This window comes from Pantoea sp. GbtcB22, assembly GCF_019091025.1.
GTDB lineage: Bacteria > Pseudomonadota > Gammaproteobacteria > Enterobacterales > Enterobacteriaceae > Pantoea > Pantoea leporis.
The window spans coordinates 71077-95733 of the sequence record NZ_JAGXKB010000013.1 but is presented as its reverse complement, the minus strand read 5'-3'; the positions used below and the strand labels follow the sequence as shown (position 1 = coordinate 95733).

Genomic DNA, 24657 nt, shown 5'->3' with positions numbered 1-24657 from the left:
GACTGCGCACCTCAATCGTCCGCTGAAGGAACAGAACTGGCGGCTTAACCCCAAGATCATGCAGGCGAATAACTTGTTACTGGCAAAATCTGTCCATAAAAAGCCAGAACGCTGTCATACCGCCAACGTCGTGACACTTAAGCCGGATACGCGCTGGTGCTCAGATGGCTTCGAAATCCGCTGCTGGAATTGGGAAGTCGTGCGGGTGGTCTTCAGCCTTGACTACTGTGATCGTAAAGCCATCAGTTGGTCGGCCACAACAGGTGGTATAAACAGTGTTATGGTGCAGTATCTGCTGACAGAGAGTGTAGAAAAGCGATTTGGAAATACGCTTTACCTGCCACACGCCGTTGAGTGGCTGACCGACGGCAGTTGCTACATAGCGGACGCCACAAGGACGTTCGCTGCCTCTCTCGGGTTCATCGTGTGTACGACGCCGGTGCTCAGTCCGGAGAACAACGGGATGGCTGAATCGTTCGTGAAAACGTTCAAGCGTGACTACGGGTATGTGAATGACCTGCCGGATGCGGTGACCGTAATGGAAAAACTGACGGAATGGATGGAAGACTATAATAACTGGCATCCTCATAAAGGGCTGAAAATGCAGTCACCGAGAGAGTAAAGAAGTTCGCTACTAGCTATAAATTAGCCGTGTCAGTTTTAGCGGGGGCAACTCCAATAATCTGCTTTTGTAACACTGACATTAACATGCGTTAAATATCCTCCAGCATAAGAACTGGGGGATTTAATGTACATATTATCTTTAATGCATATATGACAGGTTTAGCTCAGCAAATCAGTGAGCTTGACAGCTACACTTCCTAGAACTTCATTCGCGAATTTACTGAAATCACGAGGCATTATTGACATCGCACAGCTGAAAACATCATAATGTAACGTTATAACATTACAATTAAGATAAATTATGCACTCGTTAGTCAGATTCGCCCTTACAGCCTCACTCGCGCTAAGCAGCACAGTTGCTGGTGCCGCCACATTCCCTCTTACCGTTAAAAATTGTGGTCAGTCAGAAACTTTTTTACATCCTCCAGCGCGGGTGGTCACTGTCGGACAGCATGAAACTGAACTGCTTCTTGCCTTGGGGCTTGGAAACAGAATCGCTGGCACCTCAGTTTGGTTCGGCAAACTGCCCACTGAATTGGAACAAGCAGGCAAAAATCTAAAGCGTCTAGCCGATAATGCCCCTGGATTTGAAGCCGTAGCCGCACAGAATCCCGATATGGTTCTTGCGCAGTACAGCTGGCATATTGGCCCTCAGGGTGAGGTTGGGACTCGCCAGCAGTTTGAGCAGTTGGGTATAAAAACGTGGATCTCACCAGCAGACTGCGAAGGAAAATCCGTTACCGCGACTTCTAATGGAGACGGCGCTCGAACGGCCCCTTACTCAGTGAATACTATTTATGACGAAATTACCCAGCTTGCTGAGATTTTTGATGTTCCTGCCCGCGGTGAACATCTTAAAGAAGCGCTGTCCGAACGCGTTGAAAGTGCGCAGCAGAAGATGGCCAAGCGTGACTCTGCGCCGCTTAAGGTTGTCTACTGGTTTTCGAGTACACGGCTTAAAGGCGATCCATGGATAGCGGGTAATTTAGGCGCCCCGGGCTGGATAACCCGGACACTTGGCCTTAAAAACATTATTGACTCTCCGGAGGAATGGCCTGCGGTGACCTGGGAGCATATAGCCCAGTCGCAACCTGACATCATCGTCATTGCCAGCATGGACCGTCGGCTTTATCCTGCGGATGACGTATCTGTCAAAAAAGCGTTTCTTGAGAATGACCCAGTCACTCGCGAGATGAATGCGGTTAAACAGGGACATATCGTGGTGGTTCCGGCTATGTCGCTAAACCCCTCGCTACGTAATGTGGATGCATTAGAGCTTATCAGTCAGCATGTGGCTGCATTCCGCTGAAATGAAGATGCCATCATCATCCCCTATGCTGACGATCACTGTAATGATTTTGGCAGGCTTGCTGAGCTTACCAGTCATGATGGTCTTATCCGCTTCCATCGGTGATATGCCCATCACTTTTAAGGCCACGTTTCGCGCCATTACCAATGGCCTAGGCCTATCACACTACAGTTTGCCGCCCGTGGAGGCCGGTATTGTGTGGCAGTACCGAATGAGTCGCTCACTGATGGCTGCTTGTAGCGGTGGTGGCCTTGCACTGTGTGGACTTATACTGCAATCGCTTTTAAAAAATCCTCTGGCAGAGCCCTACCTTCTGGGAATTTCAGCGGGAGCTTCAACTGGCGCAGTGATGGTGATGTTGCTGGGGGTGGGAAGCGGAATATTATCTGTAAGCGGTGGTGCCTTTATCGGTGCCTGCTTCGCCTTCGGACTGATACTGTTTCTCTCCGGCGGCATGCAGAAAAAAACAGGTCGCATTATTTTGGCTGGTGTTGCCGGCACGCAGATGTTTAACGCGCTGACTTCCTATATCGTCAGCACTTCAGCAAATGCGGAGCAGTCACGTGGCGTCATGTTCTGGTTACTGGGCAGCCTCAGTGGGGTCCGCTGGTCTGATGCTATCCTCTGCTGCGCGGTCGTTCTGGCTGCCCTCCTTGTGGCACTATGCTACGCACGAACGCTTGACACATTTGCAATGGGAACAGACGTGTCAGCAACGCTCGGTACGCGAATAATCTATGTGCGAAGCGTTCTTCTGCTGGTCACCGCTCTAATTACGGCAGTAATAGTCAGTTCGATCGGTGCAGTCGGGTTTGTTGGCTTAGTGATTCCTCACGTCACAAGGATGCTATTCGGACACCGCCATCTACTTGTTATCCCCATGACTTTCATCATCGGTTGTCATTTTATGATCCTAGCTGATCTGATTTCCCGAACACTTATCGCGCATCAGGTTTTGCCTGTGGGCGTAGTAACAGCCCTTATAGGTGCACCGGCTTTTGCTATCATCTTATATCGCAACAGGGAAAGATAAGAATGGCCATTTCCGTCAACCATCTCAACGTAACGCTACAGGCAACTATGATTCTGTCAGACGTTGGATTTGAGGCAGAACAATCGAAAACCGTAGGCCTGCTTGGTCCAAACGGCTCCGGCAAATCCACCCTTATTCGCACCTTAGCCGGACTCATCCCCGCCGCTGGTTCCAACATCCGTATTACCGGAGAACTGCTAAATAAGCTGCCACGAAAGGCTCTTGCTAAAAGGCTGGCATTTGTACCCCAGCATGCGCAAGCTGAAGATGAGCTGACGGTGAGTGATATCATTAGCCTTGGGCGTACTCCCCACAGGGGACTTTTTGATTTATGGTCAAAAGAGGACGATGCAGCGGTCTCAGACGCTATCACACTAATGCAGCTAGAACATTTGGTGAAAAGGCAATGGCACCGTCTATCGGGAGGCGAGCGGCAGCGCTGCCAGATCGCTCGTGCGTTGGCACAAAAGCCAGATGTCCTTCTACTGGATGAGCCGGTTAATCATCTGGATATTCAGTTTCAGCTTGAGCTGATGCGGTTGGTCTCTTCACTGCCAATAACGGTGGTGATAGCGTTGCATGATCTCAACCTTGCTGCGAAATATTGTCAGCATCTGGTAATCCTGGATCATGGCAAGGTGGTGGCTACGGGCAGTCCTAGAGACGTACTGACGCCGGAACTCATCCATTCCACATGGCAGGTGAAGGCCGAGGTCAATGAGACCCGTTCTGGGGGATTAAACATTCTGTATGCCTGATAAACCTGTTCGCAGATGAGGGTTCTGGTCAGTCAGGTACATACGTTTGGGCGGTAGATAGCAGGGTGGAAGCCGTGCCAGCCCTGAACCTCTGTCAACTGTTCGCAATTAATCAGGCGTAATGAAACCGATGGATAAGTAATAAGCAAACGTAAACGGACGACCCCTTCTACGGCACCACCTTTGCGAAGCATCGGGGAATAAGTTTATTTTACCTGCATCCGCAGAATGGTCATCCGCCCATCCAATACCCGCGCCAACGCTTTCTTATGAAAGGGTGACATCTTAGGCCATTCCTTAGCCTCAAGCCGTGTGCGGCCACAACCTTCACACCATCCGCTTTTACCATTAAATACGCATATATCTAAACAGGGTGATTTTATTGCCATGCAGAACTCCTTGTAGCGTGATTACCCAGCCCATGAAGCGAAAACTGAACACGCGAGTTAATCATCGACATGAGCTGTGAAAATAAATATTTATTGAACTTAATATAATAGCAGATTTAGTTCTTTAAATATACTAGCCACTTATAATTGGGTCATCAGTTAACAAGAGGAACTATTTCATTAAAATCATTTTTAACACCGTGCTTAAAGATAAAATAAATTGACACTTTCATTTAATATGATGGAAAAATACACGTATAGTCTTTGAAGATGTAAATTATGAAAAATAACTTTCAACTCCACCTGCAATAGCTTTAGCAATTTTCATGCGGAATGCACTTGTACCTAGCAAGAACTCCTCTCTGGGATTAGTAATAAAAGATGTTTCAATAAGTACAGATGGAATTGTTGGAGATTTTAATACGACAAATGCAGCTTGCTCGGGATGTATACTGTGCATTGTGTGAACACCTCGAATATGTTGGATCATATGCTTACATAAATTAAGGCTACTTTTAATATTATGTGTCTGCGCCAGATCAAATAATACCTTCTGTAAGTCTTGATCTTTTGTTTTTACATTTATATCTGCAAAATTATCTGCCGAGTTTTCCTTTTTAGATAGGTAACGAGCCATCATGCTGCTTGCTCCACGTGTAGACAATGCAAATACTGAAGCTCCATGTGCTGCCGGACTGGTGAAGCCATCTGCATGAATTGACATAAACATGTCAGCATTATGCCTATGTGCGATATTGACTCTTTCATACAATGGTATAAAAAAGTCTTCTTCGCGTGTAAGCCTAACTTCAATGTGCTTATTATGTTCAAGCAATGCACGAACGTTATTTGCTATTTCAAGCACTACATGCTTTTCTTCTGCACCTCTATGTCCAATAGCTCCAGGATCCTTACCTCCATGACCCGGATCGATTACAACAATTTTTTTTGTAGATAGTGGTGCTGCATTCATTGACTTATTATTTTTTTCCTTCTTACGAGAGTTACCTTGGGATTCAGAATAGGGTATGAATTTAAGAGTGGCATATTCTTCCTTCGATAATGCAGGTAGACAAAATGCAAGCGAAGAAAGTAAAAAATCTCTACGGCGTAGTTCAAGTTTGTGTTTCATACTTTTCAAAATTCATGGTCACGAAGTATTTTAGAAATAGCATATTTATTAATTCATTCCTGTAACCAATTAGCTGTTTGTTTTGCAAAATAAGTCAGAATCCCATCAGCGCCTGCTCTTTTAAAACACAGTAAAGACTCCATTACGGTGCTTCTCATATCCAGCCATCCATTATTAAAGGCGGCCATATGCATGGAATATTCACCTGAGACTTGATAAGCGAATGTAGGTACACCAAACTTATCTTTTACTTCTCTGATTATGTCTAGATAAGGCATTCCTGGTTTTACCATAACCATATCTGCGCCTTCCTGCAGATCTTGCGCAACTTCTTGAAGTGCTTCTAATCGATTAGCTGGATCCATTTGGTAAGTTTTCTTATCTGATTTAAGCAAAGTATTGTCAGTACCTATGGCTTCTCGGAAGGGGCCGTAATAACCTGAAGCATATTTAGCAGAGTACGCCATGATCTGTACGTTATTTAAATCACGTGTTTCTAATTCGAGGCGTATTCGGCCAATACGTCCGTCCATCATATCACTAGGGGCTATTATATCCACGCCTGCTTCAACATGGCATAAAGCTTGCTGGACCAGAATATCTTTAGTTAGATCATTCTGTACATATCCATGCTCATCAACGATACCGTCGTGCCCATGTGTTGTGTAAGGGTCAAGTGCCACATCAGTAAGAATACCTAATTCAGGTAAAGCATTTTTTATTTCTGATATTGCCCTGGGAATAAGCCCCGCGGGATTGAAAGACTCGGTTCCAGTTAATGATTTATATTTTTTATCTATGTAAGGGAATAGGGCAATGACAGGGATACCCAGACTAGCTATCTCCCTCGCTTCTTTTACAAGTAGATCAATGCTCATTCTGAAAACACCAGGCATAGATGGTATATCTTGCTTTGTGTTTTTTCCTTCAATGACAAAAACTGGATATATGAGGTCATTCACACTCAAGATATTTTCTGCAACCAAACGGCGACTAAAGCAATGGGTGCGAGAACGGCGTAAGCGACGCTCCGGGAATGAGCCCAGTATAATCGTAGTCATATCTATCCTTATTTAATTTGTTTGGCTTGTGCTGCAGAAATGCTTTGTCCCTTTGCGTTAACGATTATGCCAGGGAGGTCATCGCTGATGGTTTCATTCTCCTGATAATGAACTACAGAACGAATTGCTTCACCGCGCTTCAATAAATCGAAGGCAAGATTTAACGACTCGTGGCTCATGTTATGAGTTATATAAGGATCAATATTTATTTCTCCACGTAACCATTCATCAACCATACCCGGAAGTTCCGAACGGCCTAATACGCCACCAAAGGCACTACCTCGCCATACCCTCCCCGTAACTAACTGAAATGGCCGAGTGGCAATTTCTTCTCCAGCGCCTGCAACTCCAATGATAATACTTTCGCCCCACCCTTTGTGGCAGCATTCAAGCGCAGCTCTCATTAACCTGACGTTACCAACGGCCTCAAATGAAAAATCAACACCACCATTTGTCATCTCAATAATGACTTCATGAAGTGGTTGCTGATAGTCATCTGGATTTACACATTCCGTTGCACCAAGTGACGTGGCAAGTCCAAATTTAGCCGGATTAACATCGACTCCTATAATTCTGGAAGCACCCTGCATAACTGCTCCCTGAATAACCGCCATACCAACCGCACCTAACCCAAATACAGCAACAGTATCGCCTTTACGGACTTTTGCCGTATTCCTGACGGCACCTATTCCGGTTGGGATGGCACACCCCATGATTGATGCCTTACTCAACGGTGCATTGGGATTGATCTTCGCTACAGCAATTTCAGGAAGAACCGTATACTCACTGAAAGTGCTTGTCCCCATGTAATGGTAAATAGTTTGTCCTTTAAACGAAAAACGGCTGGTCCCATCGGGCATTAATCCTTCGCCCTGTGTTTTTCTTATAGATTGCGAGAGATTCGTCTTTCCTGATTTTATAAAGGGACAGTCGGGATCTTCTGGCGTGTAAAGCGGGATAACATGATCTCCCGCTTTTACTGAAGTGACATTCTTCCCGACCTCTTCTACAATTCCACATCCCTCATGCCCTAATACGCAAGGAAACTTACCTTCAGGATCTCTTCCTGAAAGAGTGAAAACGTCTGTATGGCATAAACTTGTCGTGACCATTCGGACTAACACTTCGTTATCTTTCGGCCCATCAAGGTCTATTTCTTCAAACTCAAGTGGCTGATTAGGTGCCCAGGCGATAGCCGCACGTGTTTTCATAGAATACTCCTATTAGTTGGACGTTATCGATTAAAGTCCAATGCTATACCTGGACCAACATCATTTATTTTTCCGTTTTGCCAGACAACTCTGCCATTCACAATCGTTTTATCGATTTTTCCTCCTCGTAAACTTCGCCCCTCAAAAGGAGACCAGCCACATTTATAGAGAAGATTACTAGCATCTGGAAGTGTCGATTTATCGGGGTCCACTAAAACTAAATCTGCCCAGTAACCTTCCCGGATGTATCCTCTATCTTTAAGCTGAAATCGTTCAGCTACAGCATGACTGGTCTTTTTCACCACCATTTCAGGGGTAAAAATATCACGTGAGCATAGGTCAAATAGTGCAGGTAGGGCGTGCTGAACCAGCGGCAATCCCGAAGGTGCCGAAAGGTACTTTTGAGCTTTTTCTCCTGGAAGGTGTGGTGCGTGATCTGTTGCTATAATATCAATAACACCACGTTTGACCGCATCCCACAGAGCTTCTTGATGAAAATGTGATTTAACTGCTGGATTACATTTGAGACGATGACCAAGCTCTTTATAATCGTCCTGATTAAAATATAGGTGGTGAACGCAAGCTTCTGCAGTGATTTGTTTTTTTTTCAAATCAGCCAAAGAAGGCGCTGGTTCAAACAAAGTCAGTTCTTCAGCTGTAGTAAGATGTAACACATGAAGTCGAGTTGAATGTTTTTTGGCTAATGATACGGCTAATGCCGAAGACAGCAAACATGCTTCTGGTGAACGTATATTAGCATGTTCAAAAGCCGGTATATCTTCTCCATACCTCGCCGACCAGATTAATTCATTTTCTTTTATTATCGGTGTCTTTTCACAATGCGTAGCAACGAGTCCAGGAGCATGCTTAAAAATATTTTCCAAAACGATTTCATCATCAACCAGCATATTTCCTGTAGAGGCTCCCATAAAAACCTTGACGCCACATGCCGCGTTAACGCTCAATCTTTTGAGTTCTTCAAGATTGTCATTGGTTGCACCAAAGTAAAAACTAAAGTTTGCAATTGAAGAGCTCATAGCACGCTCAAATTTATCGCATAGAGATTGCAATGTGGTCGTTGGTGGAGACACATTAGGCATCTCCATGTAGCTTGTGATTCCTCCTGCAACTGCAGCTCGTGATTCTGTAGCGATAGTTCCTTTATGCGTGAGTCCAGGCTCTCTGAAATGCACTTGATCATCAATCATACCTGGGATCAACCATTTTCCCTCGGCTTCAATAACCTGACATTCAGCCGGTACACTCAGCTGGGAGGCAATACATGCAATTCTTCCCTTTTCAATAAGCACATCAACGACATTGCGCTGATCCTCATTAATCATCAATGCATTAGTTATTAAAATACGATTCATGATAGCTCCGCTGCTGAATGCTCGAGAATGGCAGCAATAAAAGCTCCCATGACATAATGGTTAGCGTTAACCCGGACATGAAAAGGCGCCAGTGCCGGAGTTTCAGTACATGCGCCCACACGACTACCTGATGAAACCATCCAGGACTCAAAAGAAGTATCGAAGTGGTTGTAAATAATCCCTTCTGTGCATGAACAGTTATCAATGCTGGACGCGGTGCTTATATTAAAAAAGCGCCCTAACTCATCACGCAATGATTTACTAAAAGTACCCGGCTCATTTCCTTCTTCAAATGTGTAGGCATACGCCGAATTTGAAAAACTATCTTCATGGCAACATAGCACACCGTCTTTAGCTGCATCTTTAAGTCGTTCCGAATGATGCAGTAAAACAGCTCCCTCTTTTGAAGGAGCTGTGTCCGCCTCCCAGAAATACCCACGATTGGGATTTTCACCTGCGAAGTTGAAACGATGGCCTTTCGAGAGCCCTGCTAAATTGACCCATGGAATAAGGCTTATTGAAACTTTGTCGAAAAGATCAGGAGATCCTTGCTCAAGAAATTCAAGGATGCCCCATGAGCCAGCAGGCTCCTCTCCATGAAAGCCTGCTGTAATAAGTATATGGGGAAGAGAGCATCCCTGATTAGGTGATTGAAACAGTATGATAGGACCTTCTCCTACATCACCTAGAATTGATTCAATAAAGCCCCAGCGCGCTGCTTCACCACGTACAGAGTGGCATAGAAAGTCCGTGTCGTTACTGTTGATACCTTTCTTTTGCGTTGCCCAGATATGGCGCGTCAGACCACGTTGATGCAAAATTCTTACTCCACTTTAATGATTGTTGATTTCAGGAAACTGACAGCAAAGATTCAAAGCTGCCGTTGCTTCATCAATTAGAAGTGTGCCAATGCATCCACCGGTCCTGTCGCGAACTGTTACGCGCAGCTCTTCTTCCTCTGTTTCTCCTACGATCAAAAGAAAAGGTATACGGCCCAATGTGTGTTCTCGAATTTTAAAGCCAATCTTTTCATTGCGTACATCACTGATACAACGGATGCCATGCTTGCGTAACTGATTCACAATTGACTGAGCATAGTTGTTTTGCTTTTCAGTGATCGTCATGACTACAGCTTGAACAGGTGAAAGCCACGCAGGTAATTTACCAGCATAATGCTCGAGTAAAATCCCGGTAAAACGTTCAAGAGAACCAAACAGCGCACGATGAAGCATTACCGGCCGTTTGGGTGTTCCATCTTCTGAGATATATTGAAGATCAAACCTTTCAGGCAAATTCATATCTACCTGCAAAGTGCCGCATTGCCAGTCTCGACCTATCGCATCATGTAATACAAACTCAAGTTTTGGACCATAAAATGCGCCTTCTCCCGGATTAACACTCCATTCAAGATCCAGCGCATCTAAAGAATTAGTCAGGGCATTCTCAAGCATGTCCCAGTCTTCATCGCTCCCCATACGTTTTTGAGGGCGCGTCGAGAGCTTAATAGAAACATCACCGAATCCAAACTGATGGTAGATATCCAACACCAGATGCAATATGTTCTGACATTCCTGCTCAATCTGGTCTTGTGTGCAAAAGATGTGAGCATCATCCTGCGTAAAATGCCTTACTCGTAAAAGGCCATGCAAAGAACCTGATGGTTCATAGCGATGCACCTTACCAAATTCTGAAATCAATAAAGGCAAATCACGATAGCTTTTGAGCCCGTGCTTGTAGAGCATAACCGCACCCGGACAGTTCATCGGTTTTAATGCAAGTACACGGCCATCTTCTGTCTGCGTTGTAAACATATTGTCACGGTAATTTTCCCAATGACCTGAAGTCTCCCAAAGGCTGCGATCCATTAGATCAGGGGTGTTAACCTCTACATAGCCTGCAGCATCATGACGTTTACGCATGTACTGAATTAATTGCTGAAACAACGTCCAACCCTTGGGGTGCCAGAATACGGCCCCCGGAGCATTTTCCTGAAAATGAAACAGGTCAAGCTCTCTGCCAATTTTACGATGATCCCGCCTTTCTGCTTCATTAAGCTTTTGAAGCCATTGCTCTAGCTGATTTTTTGTTGCCCATGCGGTCCCATAAATACGCTGAAGCTGTTCGTTTTTGGCATCTCCCCGCCAGTATGCTCCCGAGACTTTCATCAACTTAAAGTGCTTAAGAAAACGAGTATTAGGCACATGAGGTCCACGGCACATATCGATATATTCATCATGATGATAGAGTGCTACGTTTTCCACCTCAGTCATATCGGCAAGTAACCGCAACTTGTAATCTTCAGCACGTGAAGTGAAGCAGGCAATAGCCTCTTTTTTAGACACCCACTCTTTTATCACCGGTGTGTTTTTGCTGATCAGCTTGTGCATACGCTTTTCAATGCTCAGCAAGTCATCTGTGGTAAAAGGTTTCTCACTGGCGATATCGTAATAAAAGCCATTCGCGATGGTAGGCCCAATTACCATTTTTGCATGGGGGAAGAGTTGCTTTACAGCTTGGCCTAATAAATGAGCGCAACTATGTCGAATGATCTCAAGTGCTTCTTCATCAAACTGTGTGATGATATTCAAAAGCGCAGGCGAAGTGATAGGTGTACTTAGATCAACGCGCAACCCACCGAGCTCTGCAGCTATGGCGCTCTTAGAGACTGAGCTACCAAGTGTGTTGGCAACTTCCTGAACGGTTGTTCCAACGGGAACATTCCTCAATGAACCATCTGGTAATTCAATGGCTATAAGATTGGATTTTAATTCTAATATTTCTGACATGTGGGCATCCCGACATTGCTACACCAGACAAACGCAACACTGTTGCGGTAGATGCGCAAATCATAACGCCACCAAGTTGCATTAACAATCTCTGTGAGGACTTTTACACGGATTTTCCCGTTCATTTGCGTGATGAATGAACAATGCAGCCGTTCAAAGCCACCCCAGTTGAGTGGTGCTACCAGAAAGGCAGCACCATTAGTTTCTGTCAGAATTCATTTCTAAGAAGCTGATATCCCTCAACCAACTTAACGTTAGTTGTGGCGACCTCTTCAGAGAATTGCAAAGAAGCTGGGTCTACCCGATTGTAATCACTCAGATTGGAGTCGGGGCCAACACGTTCGGTAGAGGGAATATAGGTGCTCTCCGGTAAGGTGACACCATCAACAACTGCGTTGTATCGGATAACACAGCCCGTTTTTACATGGCAGTTGAACAGAACACTGTTAAAGCCGATAAATACTCGCTCATCTACGACACAGGGCCCATGCACAATTGCCCTGTGCGCTATAGACGTTGAATGACCGATTGTAACTGGCGCACCACTTTTGGAGTGTATGACCACTCCATCCTGGATATTAGAATGGGAATGGATAACGATCGGGTCCATATCACCGCTTTCATTAAGCTCGTCAGCACGAATTACAGCGTAAGGTCCAACATAAACGTAATCATGGATAATGACATGTCCACAGATCACAGCAGTGGGATCAATATAGGCCTTAGTGGAAACCTGAGGTGAATGCCCTGAGGGATTCTTACGTAGCATTGTTTTCTCCTGTCCAGTTGACTCTTGCTACAGCATTGTGTGGGTGCAGGCTTTCCTGATGCTCAATGCGTATATCAAATGCATCACAGCAATTTTCTGAAATAAGCGCTCTCTTCAACGTACGTGCTGCATCTTCACAAAACATCAGGTTTTGACCATTGGCCACTGCAAATGCCTGCTCATCACTTCGCTTAACTACCGTTTGAACTGCTGTTCCAAGCGCAGTCTCACAAACGTCAATGAGCTTTTTAACAGGAATTTTTTCAGCATCAGCTGCAAGCTTAATATTTACCCATGCCCAACTCCGTTGACTGTGGGGTGTTGCCGGCATACCTGACTCACCTAACCACCGAGCGACCTCTTCAAGCGGAAGTCTGTCAATTCGCTTCCCGAAATCTTGTCTGAACTTCAACTGCGTTACTTGCCTGCTCAGTGCTGCTGAACTTGGGCATGTAGACGAGTAAGGAATCCCAACTTGTAAATGAAGGGATAAGACACGGTGCATCTTGGCTGTAAGTTTTAACGGATAGGCTTTCCAGCCAAAAAGATTGGAATTTAATGACTTTCGGGATAGAAGAATATCACCAGAAATCTCAATACTCGCCTCACTGCTTTGAGAATGATGCGATTTCAAAAAAGCGTTAAGCGTATCCTTAAGGACAAGGGGAGTAATTTCTTGTTGAGTTAGCGTATCCAGTAACAGATAAAGACGTGACATATGAATGCCTTTCTCACCTGATTCCACCGCAAGAAGATTAATGCCTGCATTTACTTTTGCGGTGATGGGTTTTCCTTCAATTTCAACAGGGAGATCGATTTGTTCCATCCCTACCCAGGAAAGCTCAGTATTATAATCCCCATCCTTAGCAGACTGCATATCAGCCAGTGATTTAGGGCACAAAGTTTGGTTGTTGGTCATATTTAACCTACTAGTTAATAGATATAAATTCAAATTAAGTAACTAGATAATCCTCTCCGCTTATTTACGATATTGAGATTCAATCATTTCCTGTCGAATTTTTGCGTCGATACTCAGTTCAGCAATAGGTCTAAGGAGCAAACGTTGCAAGCCGATGGGATCACCTGTCTCAGTACAAAAACCGTATTCATCATTATGTAATCGAATCAGTGCAGCATCATATTTTGGTAATAGCCTGCTTTGGCGATCAATTTGCCTAAAGAGGAGGCGTAATTCCTCTTCCCTGATGGCTTTATCAGCTTCATCGCCCTGCTGTTCACTACGTTTGAGTTGTTGTGAAAGTTCGTCTATATGCTCAATGAGACGTGCCCTTTCACTTGTAATCAAGCGAAAGAAAAAGTCTTTTTGTTTAGCATTCATATATTCAGAGTCTGGCATAGCCAGTAACTCTTTTCTTTCTGACGCAGACGGAGTCGCCATATGTATGTCTCCATGATTGCGGACTGATGTGAGATGTTATATAAAGTCACCACACATGCGATTTTTTGGACTGTACAATGAAAAACAAATTTATTATTTTTTTCTGCTCGCTGGTTGCTTCAAATGCCGGTGCTTTTCAGGCTAAAATTTCTTTAAATGGTTTGAATGATCACGGAAAGACCTCTTCCCTAGAATCGCACTTTTATGGTTTCCATGAGATGGACGCTCAAAATATTCATCCCGGCACCTGTGGTGCTAAACCTATTAGTGGATGTCAATGCTCTTACTGCACACAGTTAAGAAATTCATCAAATTAATTTTTCAATCTTGCTACTTTATGTGGCCAAGGATCTGGGAAAGTTGCACCTTTTTTCCATGCATCAATCTCATCTTCTGTAAGAAAACACTGTTGTAATGCTTCAACAAAAGGATCAACCTCTTCGTATTGACCAATAACTGTCAAGCTGCATTGGCGGTCGCCAAAGCGTCCTGGCATACTGCTAAGCTGCTGCTTCAGTACCTGCCGCTCTTCCTGAGTTAACGAATTATTTTCATGATTTAAAACGCCAGCTTTCCAGAAGCTGATAAACTCCAAACTTATACTTCCTGAAGCCTGGTTCCACAGCAAAGCGAGATCGTCACGGCCGGGAAGCCAAAAAAAACCTTTACTTCGATGAATACCGGGACTGAGGAATTCATGGTAGACATTCCAGAGTCGTTGCGGATGAAAAGGACGATCATCACTAATAACACGCGAAGTAATATTATATGCCCCTGATTCCATTTGATAAGATGGCACATCAATTTCGTCCTGTAGCTCCTCAATCAGCAAGCTAACCCTTTCAAAGTTGTAATCGATAGCCTCTAACAATACATTTATATCTAGATTCCCCCATTGCACGGCTTTTACCGAGACGTAAGGGTTGAGAGAATGAATGGCCTTGGCGATTTCAGTCACATTCGAAAGCGGCAGACGATCATTTTTAGTCAGTAGCAAATGACTACAAAACATGATCTGTTCAGCCAACAAGTTTTCAACGCCACGCTTTCCTTCTTGAAGGTTTTTCTTAAATCGAGGGATGAGTGACTTTCCGGCATCATAATCTTCATTGAGCATAATCGCATCAGCCAATGAGACAACAGCCCTGAGGGAGACTCGCTCGTGATTACGAAAATAACGGATCAATGGAAGAGGATGACTACTTCCTGATGTCTCAATCAAAATTAGGTCAGGTGTCTGATTTTGCAGTAAAGTTGTTAGACCACTGTCTAACTTATTAATTCCTGTCTTACTACTTATACTGTCAGCAGAAAGCGCCACAAAATTATGGTGTTCAGGACCCACAATTTCAGTATTTGCCACCAAAACGCCATCAATATCTAACTCACTCATATCATTGACGATCACACAGACTGACAGGCCTTGCTTGTGGGCCTGAACAAGTAAGCTTTTGAGCAACGTGGTTTTGCCAGCACCAAGGAAGCCATTCAGGATTGTAACCGGTATACTGTTCACTCTATAAACCTGCCAGTAATAAAATCTGTATCATCTAGACTAAACGCAATTGAGTTGCGATAATATCCACTTCTGGCAGAAATTCAAACAGAATGCATTATGAGAGCAATCACATGGACAAAAATTCCACACATCAAGCTGACTGGAAGACGATTCTGCACAGTCATGGCTTACGTGCCACTTCCGCTATTGTTGCAACGTTACAATGTCTGGAAAGCTCTAGCGAAGCGCTTAGTCATGATGAAATCACCCTTCGACTGGCTGATACCGCACCAGATCGCGTAACGCTTTACCGCATACTTGACAGACTGGATCAGACGGGGCTTGTAAAGCGTTACACTGATTCGCATCGCTTGCAGCGTTTTGCAATTAAGAATGAAGCACCAATGGGTAGCTTTGAGTGCGATCGTTGCCATCATGTCATTCCTATTGAGTTAGACCCAGTGCTCGAGCAAGCCATGCAAATGGTTAAATCTCGGTTGAGTCAGCAAGGTATGGAGGAACGTGAAATAACGCTTGCTAGCTATGGCTTGTGTTCAGATTGTAATATTGCCCCGCAAAAATAATCATTCTTTTCTGCCAATCCACATTGCCGGAATTTAATAAATACCTGTCTAAGTTTTTTTAGCTTAACGAGGTTGGAGATCGTGATCAAACTTACTAACTCATTGGGTAAAAAGAAAGTACAGCTTGAACCCATTAATGAACAGAAGATTGGAATTTATGTATGTGGTGTAACCGTTTACGATTTATGCCATTTGGGTCATGGCAGAACGTTCGTTTCTTTTGATATGATTGTCAGATACTTGCGTTATCGTGGTTATGAAGTTAAATATGTTAGAAACATTACTGATATCGACGACAAAATAATTAAACGCTCCCAGGATTTGAACATTGACTGGCGTATATTAACAGAAGAAATGGTAGAGGAGATGCATAAAGATTTTACTGCTTTAAATATTCTACCTCCTGACTATGAACCCAGACCAAGTAATCATATTCCTGAAATTATCGATATGATTGAACGATTAATTGAACGTCAATATGCTTACATCTCCGATGACGGCGATGTGATGTTTATTACGAGCGCGGCCAAAAACTACGGAATTCTCTCTGGACAAAAAATAAGCAAACTCATTTCCGGTGCTCGTATTGAGATCAATGAAGCTAAAAGGAACCCTCTCGATTTTGTTCTATGGAAACAGTCTAAACCTGGTGAACCGGCCTGGCCATCCCCATGGGGTATGGGGCGTCCCGGTTGGCATATCGAATGCTCGGCGATGAACAGTCATTATCTAGGCACACATTTTGATATCCATGGGGGAGGTGCCGACCTTATTTTTCCTCATCATGAAAATGAAATAGCACAATCCACAGCCGCGAATGACGGGCCATATGTTAATTATTGGATGCATACCGGTATGGTGACCGTTGATAAAGAAAAAATGTCTAAGTCACTCAACAATTTCCTAACGCTGCGCGATGTGTTGTCAAAGTACAATGGAGAAACGGTTCGTTTTTTTTTACTGAGTGCGCATTATCGCAAACCACTGAACTTCAGTGATGAAAATTTAATGGTCGCGAACTCTTCATTACGGAGGCTCTACGCTGCATGTCGCTATGCAAATAACTCAAGTACTTATAATGTCCATGAAAATGAATGGACCATACGCTTTATGCGCGCTATGGATGATGATTTCAATACGCCGCAGGCGTTAGCAGTAATTTTTGAGTTAGCAAAAACCGTTTATCGCAGTTATAACGAGAACCATTCTGAAACCGCACTTCTTGCTAATACTTTGGTTAAATTAGGCAATGTGCTTGGTTTGCTGGGCCAGAATCCAGAACATTTTTTACAAAAACAGATTGATTCTGAAAGTGAGTTCATTACTAAAATCAATCTCAAAATATTAGAACGTGAAGAGGCTAGACGTAATCTTGCTTGGAGCCAGGCTGACCGCATACGCGACTGGCTTGAACAGCACGGAGTTGAAATTGAAGATGATGCGGGCAAGACACGCTGGAGAATGAAAACGAACATTTGACATGAAATTATTTTAAAAAAAAACCTCTATGTGTTACGTTATAACATAACACATAGGGGCGAATTAAATTATGGCTACACCACGAGACGTTATCATTGTAGGGGCTGGCCCAGCAGGGGTTGGAATAGCTGCGACGCTTCGCCAAATTGGTGTGCAGGATGTACTGATCATAGACAGATATGAGATTGGAGCATCTTTTATACGCTGGCCGGCAGAGACGCGATTCATTACTCCCTCCTTTTACTCGAATCCATTTGGACCTATTGATCTTAATGCTGTAACCCCTGATAGCTCATTAGCCACTTCATCAGGTCGTGAACATCCTGATGGAAAAGCCTATGCAAAATACCTGTCTGAGGTTTTGTTAGATTATCAAATTCCAACACTGCTCTACTCAAATGTTGATCAGGTCACTTTATTAGGAACAGGTGACTATCGCCTCATTACATCGACAGGTGAAACACTTGAAACTAAGATTCTAATTTGGGCGACCGGAGAGTTTCAGTTTCCAGAACGTTATGTTTTCAGTGGCTCTGAATTATGCTGTCACTATGCTGACATTAGCAGCTGGCAAGACTTTAAACCTGCAGATTATGTGATTATTGGGGGGTATGAAAGTGCTGTCGACGCGGCAATAAACCTCCTTAATGTTGGATGTAAAGTCAAAATGTTGACACGTTCTGCTCCATGGTCCGCCAATTACATTTCAGATCCAAGTATTTCACTATCCCCCTACAGCAAAGAGAGACTGGAAAATGCTCTTGATAATCCTAATTTAGAAATATATGAAGATGCAGAAGTGTGTGACGTCAGTAAAACACTGGATCCAGATGGAGGATATCTGATCAACACATCTGATGGCCGTGGTTGGGTATGTTCAGAACGACCGATACTGTGTACAGGATTTCAGTGTGGTGGAGGTGCCCGCCAGATTCGACCATTTTTCGAATGGAACGATGAGGGGTATCCCCATTTGACAGAGGAAGACGCTTCTACTCTCTTTAATAGATTGTATCTCGTTGGTCCCCAGGTACGTCATCAGCAAAGTATTTTCTGCTTTATTTATAAATTTCGTCAGCGATTTTCCATCGTTGCTGCTGCGGTAGCCAGTCAGTTGAATCTGCCGATTAATGCCAACGATTGGACTTGGACTTCGAATGTCAGCAATTCGTGCTGCTCGGGTGACGACTGTGCTTGTTAAAAAAGCGGAAGCGGTCGCTCTGATTGGCTTCGAAAGCTCAGGTAAATCTAGCCTATTTAACTTACTGACCCAATTCGGATCGAGCGATGAACGCAACTTTCGTGGTTCGACCGTTTTTTGCAGGCAATATTTATTATCTGATAACCATATTCACCTGGTAGATACACCAGGCATAAACTTGCATGCCGACAGTGAAACAACAAAACTCGCACTTGACAGACTGGCTGATAGCGATTCTGTTTTAATGGTTATTAAAGCAACGAATGCCTTAGAAGAATGGCGGGCTTTAAGTTCTCTTTTACACGAAGATAATAATCTTGCTGCAATCATACTTACGTTTCCTGATAAAGTGATATATGGTCTATCAGAGTTAATCTCCATTTTAAAAGAGGCTTCAGGAAGAGAAGTTGTTGCGGTCAATGCACGATATCCAGAAGAAGATTCCCGTTCTCTTATTTTGGAAACTATCCAAAGTAATCATCAGATTGCCAGACCTAAATTACATCATTCTACTAATTATCCTTTAGAGAATGTCATGGTAGATAAACCCCCCATTACAATTCTAGAGCATAAGGTATGGGGTCCGTTGCTTGCAAGTTTCAGTCTCATAGTGCTTTTTGCTCTTCCAGTTTGGCTTGCATGGCATCTTTCAAACTACATCCAACCTGCAGTCGATAGCTACATCATTGCCCCACTAAAAACAGGTTTCGGCACATTCCCGCCATTTATTTATGAAAGTTTATTTGGTAGTTACGGTCTACTTACTCTCGGTATTTATTCATTCATATGGGCATTTCCTGTTGTATTGCTAATTGCGCTATCTGTCGCTCTTACTGAAGACAGCGGTCTTAAGGAGCGTATCACCGTTGCGCTCGATATCCCCCTTCGCAGGATAGGGCTGAACGGAAAAGATTTAATTCCTATTCTTAGTGGCTATGGATGTAACGTTGTAGCTGTCCATCAGAGTCGATCGTGCTCTCGCTGTACCCGTGGTGCATGCGTGAGCATGATTACCTTTGGATCAGCATGCAGTTACCAAATTGGTGCTAGCCTCTCAATATTTAATGCTTCACAACACCCATGGCTTTTTGCACCGTATATACTTTTACTTTTTTTAGCCTCTGCTTTACATACTAAGTTCTGGTATCCATCCTTCAATAATGAGATGTCTCCCTATTTCTCAGAAAGAACATGGTTGCAGTGGCCAAAAATAAAGGCTTTAAAAGCGGGTTTAAAAAATAGCGTTCTTCAGTTTATTAAACAGGCCATGCCTATTTTTTTGATAATTTGCATTTTATCATCAACACTTGATTACTTTGGGTTTACTGCTTGGTGTAGTTATCATCTTTCCCCTCTATTAAAAAATATTAGCCTTCCAGGAGAAGTAATGCCGGGCATAGTATTTTCTTTTTTTAGAAAAGATGGGCTTATGGTATTGAATCAAGATTCAGGTCATTTACTACAATCGCTTGGCCCAGTTCAAACTCTTTTACTTGTCTGGTTATCTTCTACTCTCGTGCCCTGCCTGGTCACCGTTTTTACTATAGCAAAAGAATTCAGTGTGAGAATGGCTTTTACGTTATTATTCCGCCAAATAACTTCATCAGTATTATCATCAAGTATATTGATCATCTATCTACAAATGAGAGCATAACATGATTCCAAAAACATATTCTGAATGGAGAAACTGCATCACAAATGAATGTAGAATTTCTCTTACATCAACTTATATTGATGAAAGACTTAATGTGCTTACGAATATTGACAATCCAGAGACTCGTCGTTTTATAGTTCTTTATGGTAATGAGCATTTAACGAGAGTCATAGGTTGGTTTAAGAATGCCGCTCAAAACTCGGTATTTTAATTGTATGTTAAAATAAAACCAGCTCTAATTATCTAAGCAATGGCACCTTTGTCTATGCCTTCGTAGGCATGGATTTCTATATCTTTGAAAGGTGCCATTCTTAACATTTCATCCTTTATAAATCTTGCTAAATTTTCTACGGTAGTATCACAGGGTAACATATCAACTTTGTTTTTATTAATCATCATTTCAAAGTTTCCTTGACTGCTTAGATACTGCATGGCAATGAGTTCTGGGTGCCATTGGCAGAATACCGAATCAGATAATTTTTCATGCTGGATAACATCTTCCTCTGAGGCTAAATATATATCTCTCCATCGATTTATCCAATACTGCTCCCACTCTTTACTCCTTACACCATCAACAAAAATTGAAATTTGCGACGCGTGCCCATGAGCAATACGCTGGCAATTTCCATCATGTTTTTTGAGACCATGGGTGTAATGATAGAGTTCCGAATTGGTGCTTTCCTTCCTGAGCTTTATAGACAATGCAGTGACTTCATTTGGTAATTTTGGCAATATCATTTTGGTTAGATAGTCCTCAACCTCCATGATATTAACTTGTTCGCAATCTAATAGACAGAAACTATCAACAGGTGCGTCTATCAAAATGTCAATCATATTATTATGATTCTTTTGTGAAACGCTTTTCCTGCCTTTACTTTCGATTATTGAAATAACTTTAGAGCGAACAGGAACGATAAGAACATGATCGGTAAGTTCATCAATCGATGCTTTAACGGTCTTTTTAGCCAATGAAAAATCCATCACCATATTTTGTTCATTTAATGAACCAGTGAAAACAACATCTACAATAAGACTATTCCCAACAATACCACGCTCAGCGTCAAGATAAGAAAAATCAATAACTGTTAGGTTTTTAATAAATAACTTCATATATATCCAAAAGAGAGAACCATAAATAACCCGGCAGTTTTGCCGGGTTGAGTAAAATTAATAGTCAAACCACGGTGTAAAAGGATCCGCTAACTGCTTCCATGCATTTGGTCCGAGGGACATTTCTTCATCCGTCAACAACGCATTATCAAGCTTCTGCAGAAGATTTTCTTTATCCATTTTAATACCAATGAATACGAGTTCTTGCCGCGCATCTCCAATGCCATCGATCCAGTTTGACATGATGAACTGTTGTGATTCAGAATCTTCTGGCCAACGTTCTTTGGGCACACTAGCCCACCACATTCCTGCAAGACCTTGCCTGGCAACGCCACCCGCTTGCGACCAAGATCCCGCATATTCAGGACGGCTCGCTAACCAGAAAAACCCCTTTGACCGCACTACACCTTCCATTTTACCTTCGACAACATCAGAAAAACGCTGAGGATGAAATGGGCGACGCGCTCTAAATACGAAATTTGATATTCCATATTCTTCGGTTTCCGGTGTATGTTCACCTCGGAGTTCCTGTAACCAGCCAGGCGCCTGTGAAGCGGCATCGAAATCAAATAAGCCGGTATTTAGCAAACTACTCAATGGGACTTTGCCAAACTGAGCATACTCTATTTTTGCACGGGGATTGAGGCTATGCATGATTGCAAGAAGATGCTCGCGCTGCTTATCATCTATTAAGTCAATTTTATTTAGCACCAACACATCGCAAAACTCAATCTGATCAATAAGCAAATCAACTACTGTGCGCTCATCTTCTTCTCCTAGCGACTCCCCGCGATTTTTAATACTTTCGTTGGATTCGTAATCTCGCAAAAAATTATAGGCATCGACAACTGTTACCATAGTATCGAGGCGCGCAATCTCAGAGAGACTTTGCCCATCCTCATCAGCAAACGTAAATGTCTCTGCTACTGGTAAAGGTTCTGAAATACCTGTTGATTCAATTACAAGTTGATCAAAGCGCCCTTCTTTTGCCAAGCGATTCACTTCAAGTAATAAATCTTCTCGTAAAGTACAGCAAATGCATCCATTGCTCATCTCAACGAGCTTTTCATCCGTACGTGAAAGTTCTGCGCCGCCTTCCCTGATCAGTGCTGCGTCAATATTTACTTCAGACATATCGTTGACGATCACAGCTACGCGTTGACCTTCACGATTATTTAAAATGTGATTGAGTAAAGTCGTTTTACCAGCACCTAGAAATCCTGAAAGTACAGTCACAGGTAATCGTTTATCGATGACATTCAAAGCTTGTATCTCTGTCATAGCTCACTTCCTCATCCAGCTAATAATTAGGCATAATAATGTTTGGGTTGGATAGGACCACAACCTGATCCCCCCTGACGGCGTTATAAAAACAACTGCTTCGTCCGGTATGGCAAGCTGCGCCTAACTGATTCACCAGCAGCAGAAGCGCATCACCGTCACAATCAAGTCTCATTTCAATGATTTGCTGTGTGCATCCAGAGGTTTCACCTTTGCGCCAGAGTTTTTTTCGCGATCGAGACCAGTAACACGCCTGAAGGCTGCTAAGACTCTCCTGAAGTGCCTCTCTGTTCATCCAAGCCATCATCAGTACATCACCAGTATCAAACTGCTGCGTAATCACTGGTATGAGACTCTGCTGGTTCCACTTGATCGCGTTTAGAACATCATCAAGGGGAAATGCTGTGTTAGCAGACGCCTTCTCAAGTTTGATAAACATCGTATGGCTCCCACCGTCAATGATATGTTATAACATTACACCATCAGCCATCGCTTTTGTAGGGGTAACTAATGAATAAATGTGATATTGCAAGTTTTCTAAACACCGCTAACTCTAAAGAACAGAAAACACTCTTATTGGCTCACAAAATGTGCAGTAAGGGTATCCATAGAATGACTCCCATACGTGAAGCCGTTTTATTAATTCTCATGCGGGAAGCTGATGGTATAAAGGCATATGACCTTCTAAAAAGAATAAAGCTGATAAAACCTAAAGCTGCTCCCCCTACTGTCTACAGGGCTTTAGAATTCCTAATTACGAAAGGTATCATCTGTAAGTTTCATACAAGTCATACTTATTCGCTTATTAAGGAATATAACAAGAAAAAAACAAAACTTATGCTCGTATGTCCACTTTGCAATGCCACGGCACAAATTCAAGATTCGAACTTGAAAAATTCATTAATGGCATCGCTAGTGAATACAGGTTACACATCAAATTCAGCAGTTATTGAAATAAGTGTTGTTTGTAAAAAATGCATCTGACAAAAAATTAGACATTTCACTATTCATAATTTGAAATATAAAATGTTTGAACCAAGATAATGCAATTGTTATGTTATAACACCCTGAAACTTCGGATTTAGTGAACTGTTTTGAATAACTTTATTTATTGCTTTCTTACTGCTTTTGTTATTATTTTTCCGCATCGGAGTTTAGCTACCCCTTCCAAATACCCCCCTAAAACTGAGTCACGCTCTATTTTAGTTTATGATCTCACATTTAAAAGATTGAACTATGCTAAAAATATCAACAGTGTTTATCCAATCGCTTCGCTAACCAAATTAATGACCGGGATAATTTCACTTCAATCGCATCAACCTGATCACGAGATCATTAAAATCACAAAGTCAGACAGAGACATACTTAAGCATAGTGCATCGAGACTGAAAGTTAACTCTAAATTAAGCAGATACTCCCTACTTCATATAGCTCTAATGTCATCAGAAAATCGAGCAGCATCTGCTTTGAGTAGGCATACTCCGGGAGGAAAAACGGCCTTTATGAAAAAAATGAATCAGACAGCTTTAAATTACAAAATGACTCGTACACATTTCCACGATCCAACAGGTCTTTCTCCTTCAAATGTTTCAACTGCACATGATCTTTATTTACTTGTAAAACACGCCGTTCAGTATCCTGTTATTAGAAAATTCACGACAGATAAAATCACTTCGGCAAATACTGGACAAGTAATCATTATATACAAAAATTCAGACGGGTTAATAAACAACCCGCGCTGGAATATTAAGCTACAAAAAACAGGCTATACAAACGAAGCTGGCCACTGTCTTATCTTAATGACAAAAATAAAACACCATGATTACATAATAGTTATCCTTGGCTCCCATTCCAAATACGGCCATTATGCTGATGCAATAACATTGAGAAACTGGCTCATTCGTAAAAAAGATAACAAACTTACTATCTTTAAGTCAGTTACACTCCCTTATGACTGAATTTTAGGTTGTAATAATAGAAAGTCCACTTCCAACAATTGGATGTTT

General features: G+C 42.8%; 24 protein-coding genes and 1 pseudogene. 11 read left to right on the top strand and 14 right to left on the bottom strand.

All coding sequences use genetic code 11. The features are described from left to right. The 4 genes from KVT28_RS24435 to KVT28_RS24420 form a co-directional block, all read left to right on the top strand. The coding region (locus tag KVT28_RS24435; RefSeq protein WP_217550732.1) for an integrase core domain-containing protein at nt 1-622 on the top strand (622 nt) is incomplete at its 5' end. Nucleotides 623-925: 303 nt separating this feature from the next. After that, the gene (locus KVT28_RS24430; RefSeq protein ID WP_217550730.1) at nt 926-1933 is read left to right on the top strand and encodes an ABC transporter substrate-binding protein; all 1008 of its coding nucleotides are present in this window, start codon (nt 926-928) and stop codon (nt 1931-1933) included. A 25-nt stretch (nt 1934-1958) separates the two neighbouring features. Next, a complete protein-coding gene (locus KVT28_RS24425; RefSeq protein WP_254633642.1) occupies nt 1959-2966 on the top strand; it encodes an iron ABC transporter permease in 1008 nt (335 codons plus the stop codon). 2 nt (nt 2967-2968) lie between these two features. Then, nucleotides 2969-3724 (top strand): ABC transporter ATP-binding protein, encoded by a 756-nt coding sequence (locus KVT28_RS24420; RefSeq protein ID WP_217550728.1) that lies wholly within the window; start codon nt 2969-2971, stop codon nt 3722-3724. Between the two features lie 206 nt (nt 3725-3930). On the opposite strand, the gene KVT28_RS24415 is transcribed toward KVT28_RS24420, so the two are convergent. From KVT28_RS24415 to KVT28_RS24370, 10 genes and pseudogenes are all read right to left on the bottom strand, one after another. Then, nucleotides 3931-4113, bottom strand: a complete 183-nt coding sequence (locus tag KVT28_RS24415) for a DUF1289 domain-containing protein (RefSeq protein WP_217550726.1) — start codon at nt 4111-4113, stop codon at nt 3931-3933. Between the two features lie 277 nt (nt 4114-4390). Next, on the bottom strand, nt 4391-5245 hold the full coding sequence (locus KVT28_RS24410; protein WP_217550724.1) for an N-acetylmuramoyl-L-alanine amidase: 855 nt from the start codon (nt 5243-5245) through the stop codon (nt 4391-4393). Nucleotides 5246-5298: 53 nt separating this feature from the next. Further along, nucleotides 5299-6306, bottom strand: a complete 1008-nt coding sequence (hemB, locus tag KVT28_RS24405; RefSeq protein WP_217550722.1) for a porphobilinogen synthase — start codon at nt 6304-6306, stop codon at nt 5299-5301. 95 nt (nt 6307-6401) lie between these two features. Continuing rightward, nucleotides 6402-7517 (bottom strand): annotated as a pseudogene (locus KVT28_RS24400) (S-(hydroxymethyl)glutathione dehydrogenase/class III alcohol dehydrogenase); the annotation flags it as partial. Between the two features lie 23 nt (nt 7518-7540). Continuing rightward, nucleotides 7541-8890, bottom strand: coding sequence for a dihydroorotase (locus tag KVT28_RS24395; RefSeq protein ID WP_217550718.1), 1350 nt, complete (start codon nt 8888-8890; stop codon nt 7541-7543). Beyond that, nucleotides 8887-9708: a M14 family metallocarboxypeptidase gene (locus KVT28_RS24390; RefSeq protein WP_254633641.1), complete on the bottom strand. Its 822-nt coding sequence runs from the start codon at nt 9706-9708 to the stop codon at nt 8887-8889. The genes KVT28_RS24395 and KVT28_RS24390 overlap by 4 nt, the downstream gene beginning before the upstream one ends. Nucleotides 9709-9723: 15 nt before the next feature. After that, a complete protein-coding gene (gene thrS / locus KVT28_RS24385; RefSeq protein WP_217550716.1) occupies nt 9724-11676 on the bottom strand; it encodes a threonine--tRNA ligase in 1953 nt (650 codons plus the stop codon). Nucleotides 11677-11884: 208 nt separating this feature from the next. Further along, entirely contained in the window at nt 11885-12445 is a 561-nt protein-coding gene (locus KVT28_RS24380; protein ID WP_217550714.1) for a carbonate dehydratase, read from the bottom strand. Then, the gene (gene folE2 / locus KVT28_RS24375) at nt 12435-13364 is read right to left on the bottom strand and encodes a GTP cyclohydrolase FolE2 (RefSeq protein ID WP_217550712.1); all 930 of its coding nucleotides are present in this window, start codon (nt 13362-13364) and stop codon (nt 12435-12437) included. Before folE2 ends, KVT28_RS24380 begins: the two co-directional genes overlap by 11 nt. Nucleotides 13365-13424: 60 nt before the next feature. Beyond that, on the bottom strand, nt 13425-13844 hold the full coding sequence (locus tag KVT28_RS24370; protein ID WP_217550710.1) for a TraR/DksA C4-type zinc finger protein: 420 nt from the start codon (nt 13842-13844) through the stop codon (nt 13425-13427). Between the two features lie 77 nt (nt 13845-13921). Between KVT28_RS24370 and KVT28_RS24365 the strand changes: the two genes are divergently transcribed. Then, on the top strand, nt 13922-14161 hold the full coding sequence (locus KVT28_RS24365; RefSeq protein WP_217550708.1) for a hypothetical protein: 240 nt from the start codon (nt 13922-13924) through the stop codon (nt 14159-14161). On the opposite strand, the gene KVT28_RS24360 is transcribed toward KVT28_RS24365, so the two are convergent. After that, a complete protein-coding gene (locus KVT28_RS24360; protein ID WP_217550706.1) occupies nt 14158-15360 on the bottom strand; it encodes a GTP-binding protein in 1203 nt (400 codons plus the stop codon). The two genes, KVT28_RS24365 and KVT28_RS24360, sit on opposite strands and share 4 nt — an antisense overlap. A 113-nt stretch (nt 15361-15473) precedes the next feature. Here KVT28_RS24360 and KVT28_RS24355 point away from each other — a divergent pair, with 113 nt between their 5' ends. The 4 genes from KVT28_RS24355 (at nt 15474) to KVT28_RS24340 (ending at nt 20260) form a co-directional block, all read left to right on the top strand. Next, the gene (locus tag KVT28_RS24355; RefSeq protein WP_217550704.1) at nt 15474-15926 is read left to right on the top strand and encodes a Fur family transcriptional regulator; all 453 of its coding nucleotides are present in this window, start codon (nt 15474-15476) and stop codon (nt 15924-15926) included. Between the two features lie 81 nt (nt 15927-16007). Then, the gene (gene cysS / locus KVT28_RS24350; RefSeq protein ID WP_217550702.1) at nt 16008-17405 is read left to right on the top strand and encodes a cysteine--tRNA ligase; all 1398 of its coding nucleotides are present in this window, start codon (nt 16008-16010) and stop codon (nt 17403-17405) included. 70 nt (nt 17406-17475) lie between these two features. Beyond that, nucleotides 17476-18606: an NAD(P)/FAD-dependent oxidoreductase gene (locus tag KVT28_RS24345; RefSeq protein ID WP_217550700.1), complete on the top strand. Its 1131-nt coding sequence runs from the start codon at nt 17476-17478 to the stop codon at nt 18604-18606. Beyond that, entirely contained in the window at nt 18563-20260 is a 1698-nt protein-coding gene (locus KVT28_RS24340) for a nucleoside recognition domain-containing protein (RefSeq protein ID WP_217550698.1), read from the top strand. Before KVT28_RS24345 ends, KVT28_RS24340 begins: the two co-directional genes overlap by 44 nt. A gap of 243 nt (nt 20261-20503) precedes the next feature. Here KVT28_RS24340 and KVT28_RS24335 read toward each other — a convergent pair whose 3' ends face one another. The 3 genes from KVT28_RS24335 to hisI are packed head-to-tail and all read right to left on the bottom strand — an operon-like array spanning nt 20504 to nt 23090. Next, nucleotides 20504-21370, bottom strand: a complete 867-nt coding sequence (locus KVT28_RS24335) for an isocitrate dehydrogenase (protein WP_217550696.1) — start codon at nt 21368-21370, stop codon at nt 20504-20506. A gap of 57 nt (nt 21371-21427) precedes the next feature. Beyond that, on the bottom strand, nt 21428-22651 hold the full coding sequence (gene zigA / locus KVT28_RS24330; RefSeq protein WP_217550694.1) for a zinc metallochaperone GTPase ZigA: 1224 nt from the start codon (nt 22649-22651) through the stop codon (nt 21428-21430). A gap of 19 nt (nt 22652-22670) precedes the next feature. Continuing rightward, nucleotides 22671-23090, bottom strand: coding sequence for a phosphoribosyl-AMP cyclohydrolase (gene hisI / locus KVT28_RS24325; RefSeq protein ID WP_217550692.1), 420 nt, complete (start codon nt 23088-23090; stop codon nt 22671-22673). 71 nt (nt 23091-23161) lie between these two features. Here hisI and KVT28_RS24320 point away from each other — a divergent pair, with 71 nt between their 5' ends. Both KVT28_RS24320 and KVT28_RS24315 read left to right on the top strand, forming a co-directional pair. Beyond that, nucleotides 23162-23635 carry a transcriptional repressor gene (locus KVT28_RS24320; protein ID WP_217550690.1) on the top strand — a complete coding sequence of 158 codons (474 nt, stop codon included), beginning with the start codon at nt 23162-23164 and terminating at the stop codon, nt 23633-23635. Between the two features lie 110 nt (nt 23636-23745). Further along, the gene (locus KVT28_RS24315; protein ID WP_217550688.1) at nt 23746-24609 is read left to right on the top strand and encodes a serine hydrolase; all 864 of its coding nucleotides are present in this window, start codon (nt 23746-23748) and stop codon (nt 24607-24609) included. The last annotated feature ends 48 nt before the right edge of the window (nt 24610-24657 follow it).